The 6569-nt window shown below is 66.7% G+C and carries 5 protein-coding genes and 3 pseudogenes; 4 read left to right on the top strand and 4 right to left on the bottom strand.

Annotated elements, in window-relative coordinates:
- The 3 genes and pseudogenes from Q1V87_RS01300 to Q1V87_RS01290 form a co-directional block, all read left to right on the top strand.
- Positions 1-441, top strand: a pseudogene (locus Q1V87_RS01300) (mechanosensitive ion channel family protein); the annotation flags it as partial.
- Positions 438-887 (top strand): globin, encoded by a 450-nt coding sequence (locus Q1V87_RS01295; protein WP_300590523.1) that lies wholly within the window; start codon positions 438-440, stop codon positions 885-887. The pseudogene Q1V87_RS01300 and the gene Q1V87_RS01295, both read left to right, overlap by 4 nt.
- 37 nt (positions 888-924) lie before the next feature.
- Entirely contained in the window at positions 925-2592 is a 1668-nt protein-coding gene (locus Q1V87_RS01290) for an FAD-binding dehydrogenase (protein WP_300590522.1), read from the top strand.
- Between the two features lie 20 nt (positions 2593-2612).
- Here the strand turns inward: Q1V87_RS01290 and Q1V87_RS01285 are convergent.
- Together Q1V87_RS01285 and Q1V87_RS01280 are read right to left on the bottom strand one after the other, a co-directional pair.
- Positions 2613-4014: pseudogene (locus tag Q1V87_RS01285) on the bottom strand (APC family permease).
- A gap of 56 nt (positions 4015-4070) precedes the next feature.
- Positions 4071-4736, bottom strand: a complete 666-nt coding sequence (locus Q1V87_RS01280) for a hypothetical protein (protein WP_300590521.1) — start codon at positions 4734-4736, stop codon at positions 4071-4073.
- Positions 4737-4805: 69 nt separating this feature from the next.
- Between Q1V87_RS01280 and Q1V87_RS01275 the strand changes: the two genes are divergently transcribed.
- Positions 4806-5717, top strand: a complete 912-nt coding sequence (locus Q1V87_RS01275; RefSeq protein WP_300590520.1) for an acyl-CoA thioesterase II — start codon at positions 4806-4808, stop codon at positions 5715-5717.
- Positions 5718-5722: 5 nt separating this feature from the next.
- Here Q1V87_RS01275 and Q1V87_RS01270 read toward each other — a convergent pair whose 3' ends face one another.
- Both Q1V87_RS01270 and Q1V87_RS01265 read right to left on the bottom strand, forming a co-directional pair.
- Positions 5723-6235 carry a thioesterase family protein gene (locus tag Q1V87_RS01270; protein WP_300590519.1) on the bottom strand — a complete coding sequence of 171 codons (513 nt, stop codon included), beginning with the start codon at positions 6233-6235 and terminating at the stop codon, positions 5723-5725.
- 6 nt (positions 6236-6241) lie between these two features.
- Positions 6242-6569, bottom strand: a pseudogene (locus Q1V87_RS01265) (energy-dependent translational throttle protein EttA); the annotation flags it as partial.

The raw sequence follows: 6569 nt of genomic DNA, 5'->3' as shown, positions 1-6569 counted from the left end.
GCCGTGCCCGTCGACGCCGACGTGGACGAGGTCGAACAGGCGATGCTGGATGCCGCCCGTGCGCTCGCGCAGGAGCCGAAGTGGCGCAGCCGCATCATCGAGGACCCCGAGGTCTGGGGACTTGAGTCGGTGTCAGGAGACGCGCTGGTCATCCGGATCGTGATCAAGACGCGGGCCGGGGCCAAGGATGACGTCGCCCGTGAGCTGCGTATGAGACTCAAGCGGGCGATCGACGGCCTGGGTCTGACCCTGCCGCAGATGAACTCGATCATGCTGTCGGGTCTCGAGACTGCCGGCCGGGTGCGCGGCGCCAACCCGCCCCGAACCAAACCGACCCCGATCGCGCATCCTGGGGTTCCGGATCGGCCCGTTTGGCGCGCCAAGCGAACGAGCAAGAAGACGGATGCCGACTCTGAAGCATCCGAGGAAGCAGAGACGTGAGCACGCCCGAGCAGCAGTCCTTCTACGAGGCGGTGGGCGGACACGAGACGTTCGTGCGTATCGTCGACGGCTTCTACCGAGGGGTCGCGGATGACCCCGTCTTGCGTCCCATGTACCCCGAAGAGGACCTCGGGCCGGCTAAAGAGCGTCTGCTGATGTTCCTCGAGCAGTACTGGGGCGGGCCGACGACCTACAGCCAGCAGCGCGGCCACCCCCGCCTGCGGATGCGGCACGCACCGTTCCACGTCAATCCCGACGCGCGTGACAGATGGCTCGCACACATGCGCGCCGCCGTCAACGAGGCGGGATTGTCGCCCCTTCACGAAGAACTCCTCTGGGACTACCTCAGTCGCGCCGCGCATGCCATGGTGAACACGTTCGAACGAACCGAGATCGGGCCGGGGGCGGGCGGTCGCACAGACATTCCGCTGACGTCAGAGAACTGACGCGCACGACGCCGGCATTTCACGACAAGGGAGTCGCATGACCGAAGCATCCGTTCACCGCACCGACGTCCTCGTGATCGGATGGGGGTTGGCTGGGCTTGTCGCCGCCGCAGAGGCTGTCGCGGCCGGCAAGCGCGTCACCGTCCTCGACCAGGAGCCGCGCACGAACCTCGGCGGGCAGGCATGGTGGTCGTTCGGCGGACTGTTCTTCGTCGACTCGCCCGAACAACGGCGGATGGGCATCCGCGACAGCCTCGAACTGGCACGACAGGACTGGTTCGGCACGGCGGGCTTCGACCGCCCCGAGGATGCCTGGCCCCGCCGCTGGGCCGAGGCCTACCTCGAGTTCGCCGCCGGCGAGAAGCGCAGTTGGCTCCGAGAGCGGGGGGTGGGCTTCTTCCCCGTCGTCGGGTGGGCAGAGCGCGGCGGCTACACCGCCGGGGGCCCCGGAAACTCGGTGCCCCGCTTCCACATCACGTGGGGAACCGGCCCCGGGCTTGTCGCACCCTTCCAGGCGGCACTCGAGGATGCCGAGCGTGACGGGATGCTGACGGTACTCCCTCGCCACCGCGTGACCTCACTCACGGTGCGAGAGGGTGCCGTGACGGGGGCTGCCGGCGATGTTCTCGCGCCCTCCAGCGCCGCCCGTGGCGTGGAAACGTCACGAGATGTCGTCGGAAGCTTCGAGATCGAGGCTGGCGCGACGGTCGTAGCATCCGGAGGCATCGGCGGGAACCATGACCTGGTACGCAGGTGGTGGCCCGAGCGACTGGGGACGGCCCCCGCAGACATGGTCACGGGCGTTCCCGCATATGTCGACGGCGCCATGCTCGACGTCACCGAGGCCGCGGGCGCGAACCTCATCAACCGCGACCGCATGTGGCACTACGTCGAGGGCATCCACAACTGGGACCCGATCTGGCCGCTGCACGGCATCCGGATCCTGCCCGGTCCGTCCTCGATCTGGCTCGATGCCACGGGGGCGCGCCTCCCCGTGCCGCTGTTTCCCGGCTTCGACACGCTCGGGACCCTCGCGCACCTTCGCGCGACCGGCCACGACCATTCCTGGTTCGTGTTGTCACAGCGGATCGTCGAGAAGGAATTCACACTTTCGGGCAGCGAGCAGAACCCCGACCTCACCGGCAAAGACGTGCGACTGCTGCTGCGCTCACGGCTCGGAAAGGGAGCTGCGGGACCCGTGCAAGCCTTCCTCGACCACGGTGCCGACTTCGTCATCCGAGACGACCTCAACAGCCTCATTGAGGGCATGCGCGCGCTCCCCGGCGGTGAGACGCTGGATGCCGACCGCGTCCGCTTTGAGGTCGAGGCGCGCGACCGCGAGATGGACAACGACTTCACCAAGGATGCGCAAGTGGCGATGCTGCGCTCGGCGCGCGCGTACCGCGGCGATCGGCTCGTGCGAACCGCCGCACCGCACCGCATGACCGACCCCGACGCGGGTCCGCTCATCGCCGTCAAGCTCCACGTGTTGACGCGCAAGTCGCTCGGCGGCATCGAGACTGACCTGTCCGGGCGGGTGCTCGGCGCCGGCGGCGAGCCAATCGAGGGACTGTTCGCCGCGGGCGAGGCCAGTGGGTTCGGTGGCGGCGGCGTGCACGGCTATCGAGCGCTCGAAGGCACCTTCGTCGGAGGATGCCTGTTCTCGGGCCGCGCGGCTGGACGGGGCGCAGCAGCGACCGTGTGACCGAGTCACGCGGCCTGGCGTCAGGTCAGTCCGCCGTCCACCGAGCGACCGTACGCTGACGGCTCGTCGCGGACCATGACCGGTGTGTCGCGGTTGAGGCTCTCGCCGCGGAAGAACGACTTCGCACGCGGGAACAGGAACCAGAGGAACATCAGCAGCACCCCGAAGGCGAGCGCGCCGACTCCCAGGACGAACGTGCCGCCGACGCCGAAGGGCACCGTGTACCCGTAGTCGACGCTGTACATGTCGATGGCCGACTGTACGAACGCGTAGGTCAGCATCAGCGCACCGAGCAGCGGGAACAGGAACTTGTAGAAGAAGTTCCGCCGTGAGGTGAACAGTTCGCGACGGAAGTACCAGACGCACGCATAGCCCGTGATGCCGTAGTAGAACGCGATAGCGAGCCCGAGCGAGAGGATCGAGTCCTGCAGGATGTTGTCGCTGATGAGCGTCATCCCGACGTAGTAGACGACGGCGACGATCCCCATGACCAGGGTCGAGAACGATGGCGTCTTGAAGCGCGGATGCACAGTCGCGAACTTCTTGGGGAGCGCGCGGTAGGCGGCCATCGCGAGAGTGCCGCGGGCTGTCGGAAGGATCGTCGTCTGGGTCGATGAGATCGCCGAGACCATGACCGCGACGACCAGCACCCACCCGAGCGGGCCGAGAAGCCCATCCTTGATCGCGATGAAGAAGTCATCGGCGTTGGTCTCGTTTCCGAGACCCGTCGGGCCGTCACCGAGTCCGGCGTACATCATCGCCGCGATCGTCACCGCGACGTAGGTGAACAGCAGGATGACTGTCGTGAGCAGCGCTGCGCGGCCCGGGATTCGCCGCGGATCCTTCGTTTCTTCGTTGAGCGCCAGCGTTGTGTCCCAGCCCCAGTAGATGAACAGAGCAAGCAGGATGGCCTGAACGAAGCCGCTCCAGTCACCGATCGCGAACGGGTTCAGCCAGGACCACTCGAACGGCGTCGGATCGGGTGCGCTGCCTGCGAAGAAGTGCCAGAGGGCTGCGACGATGAAGATCGCGAGTGCGAGATATTGCAGGCCGAGCAGGATGTTCTGAACCCTTTCGCCGATCTCGACGCCTCGCCAGCTGATCCACGTCATGGCCACGATAAAGACCACACCGGTTGCCGTCACCAACACGGCGTTATCGGCCAAGAGAGCATCAGTCCGGGATCTCACGGTTGAGTTCCCGGTACGCGTAGGCGATGAAGAGCATCGGCACGAACGCCAGCACGAAGATGATCGGCGCCTGCGCTCCCACCGCGATGACGATGAACCCGAGTGTTGCGACCAGCGAGTACACGGGTGCGGTGGATGCCAGTCCGATGACGGTTGATCCCCAGAGGCCCAGGGCGCCGGCGGCCAACCCCTTGCCCTCGCGTGCCGTGAAGGTGATCGGTGCAGTCGCCATTCCGTCACCGTAGGGGCACCGCGAATTCGCGGTCAAGCATCAGGTGTCGTCGGCGTTCAGCTGGCCGCTCGCGCCGCGCCCGACTCGCGCGCGTTTGCCGCGGATCCGCGTACCAGAACATGCCCACGGCGAAGCGACAAACGCAGCCATGCACCGGATTCGCGCAGTGGCACGCTCTCGGCATCCGGCCCCAGAAAGCCGAGTACCTGGGAGACGAATCCGACGCCGCGCGGTATGCCTCCCAGACCAGCCTCCGGCGCTCCCCACACCGCTGCACGGATCTGACGCACGACATCTTCCCCCGCACTGGTGGGGACGAATGTCGCCACCTCCTCCATACCGCGGTGGGCCGCCGCGGCCAGGTCGGTCGAGGCGATCTCACCGGTCACCGTCCAGCCCGACACCGGCGGGGAGATACCGGCCCAGGCCGCGCGCACGCCCGCGTCGGGCAATTCGAGTGTGACGCCCTGCGCCCGCAGAGAAGCGCCGTCGACGACCAGGTCGCATACGAGTTCCGGGTCGGCGGCGAGAGCGCGAACACCCAGAATGGTCGGCGCTGTATCCAGGATGCCGCGTGGCGCAATGGGTGCGCAGGACATGACGAGGATGCCGCCGCTTGCCCGTAACCGCACGGCGCCGTCTCCGACGCGCGCTGCGCGAGAGGCAAAGGTCTGCGCGTCCACGGCGGTCTCGGGATCGGCGAGATTCAGGGGGGTGGGCATCCGACCTAAACTACCAAGCGGACCACCAGCCGCGACCGCGGCGGCACCCGCAAGCTTCCGGGAGATCTGATGACCGACGGCGCTACGAACACCCCGGGCGAGGTGGTGGCGGCGGATCCGGTCGCTTCCCTCCTCGCCGTGCTTGCCCTGTCCTCCAGTGGGGCACGGACGACCGAGGACATCTTCACGGGCGTATCGCAGTCCATGCCACTCGGCCGCGTGTACGGCGGCCAGGTGCTCTCCCAGTCGATCGTGGCTGCGTCGCGCACACTGCCGCCAGGACGGACGGTCCACTCGATGCATGGGTACTTCCTGCGTCCGGGCGACTCTTCGTCAGGGATCACGTTCGCCGTCGACCGTATTCACGACGGTCGGTCGTTCTCGACGCGTCGCACACAGGCCTACCAGGACGGCGTGCCGATCTTCTCGATGATCGCCTCGTTCCAGGATGAGGGCCCTGGTCTGGAACACGCGGAGCCCATGCCCGACGGCATCCCACACGCCGACGAGCTGCCTGACCTCGAAGATCACTTGATCGGCCTGCATCCGATGAGCAAGCGCATGTTCACCGACAGGCCGCTCGACGTGAGACACGTTCCCGGACCCATCTATCTGCACGTGGAGGGCGAGCATGTCCCCCACCAGGCGGTGTGGCTTCGCACCCGGCGGTCGTTCCCCGATGACCCCGACCTGCACCGCGCCGCACTTGCCTACCTGAGCGACATGACGATCCAGGAGTCGGTGCTTCGCGCACACGGCGTCGCCTGGTCAACGCCGGGACTCAAGGTTGCGAGTCTCGACCACGCCATGTGGTGGCATCGGTTCGCGCGTGTGGACGAGTGGTTGCTCTACGTGCAGGAATCTCCGAGTGCTCGTGGCGGCCGGGGGCTGGCTACCGGGAGGATCTATTCCTCAGAAGGAATACTTGTAGCGAGCGTCGCTCAAGAGATTACGGTCCGCTTGCCGAACGATCGGGCCTGACCCCCTCAGCGGCGGTGACCGTAGTGCAACGGTTCACCGACGTAAGGCGCCCAGGCCTCTCGTTCGATCTCGCTCAAACGGAGGGGCCTGCCGGTTTCGGCATCCACTTTCACGACAACCGTCGTCGCACGCGCGTATATCTGCTGACCGGTCTCGCCGGCGGTCTCCCGCGGGCTGCAGACCTCGTAGCACACGTCGATGCTGGAGCCGCCGAGCCTCCCGAACCAGAGCTGCACATCGAGCGGATGCCGCTGGTAGGGAACCGGGAGCAGATACTCGATCTCTTGCCGAGCGATGAGCGTCAGGATGCCGGAGTGCAGACTCGAGTCCATGACGGCGGTCGGTGGCGCGGTCTCGCCGGCGCCGGGCCGCCAGAACGCGCGAACCCGCGCCTCTTCGAGGAGCTTGAGCATCGACGTGTTGTTGACGTGGTTGAATGCGTCGAGATCGCCCCAGCGCAGATGGATCGGCAGGTGGACCCGGCTTCTTCCGGTCTCCGACGCCGTCGTGTCGCTCATCGCCGGTCAGTCGCGGGTCAGCTTGCGGTAGGTGGAGCTGGCACGGTTCAGAGCATCGGGTCCGAGACGCTCGAGCTTGTTCCTCTCGTAGGCCTCGAAGTTGCCCTCGAACCAATACCCGGCATCCGGGTTCTCGTCGGTGCCTTCGTAGGCGAGGATGTGAGTCGCGATGCGATCGAGGAACCACCGATCGTGGGTGATGACCACCGCGCATCCCGGGAACTCGAGCAGAGCGTTCTCGAGAGACTGGAGGGTCTCGACATCGAGGTCGTTCGTCGGCTCGTCGAGCAGCAGGAGGTTTCCGCCCTCCTTGAGCGTGAGCGCGAGGTTGAGA

The sequence above is a fragment of the Microbacterium sp. genome, assembly GCF_030149085.1.
Taxonomy (GTDB): Bacteria; Actinomycetota; Actinomycetes; order Actinomycetales; family Microbacteriaceae; genus Microbacterium.
The sequence above is the reverse complement of the archived record's forward strand: the minus strand, read 5'-3'. Positions and strand labels throughout refer to the sequence as shown.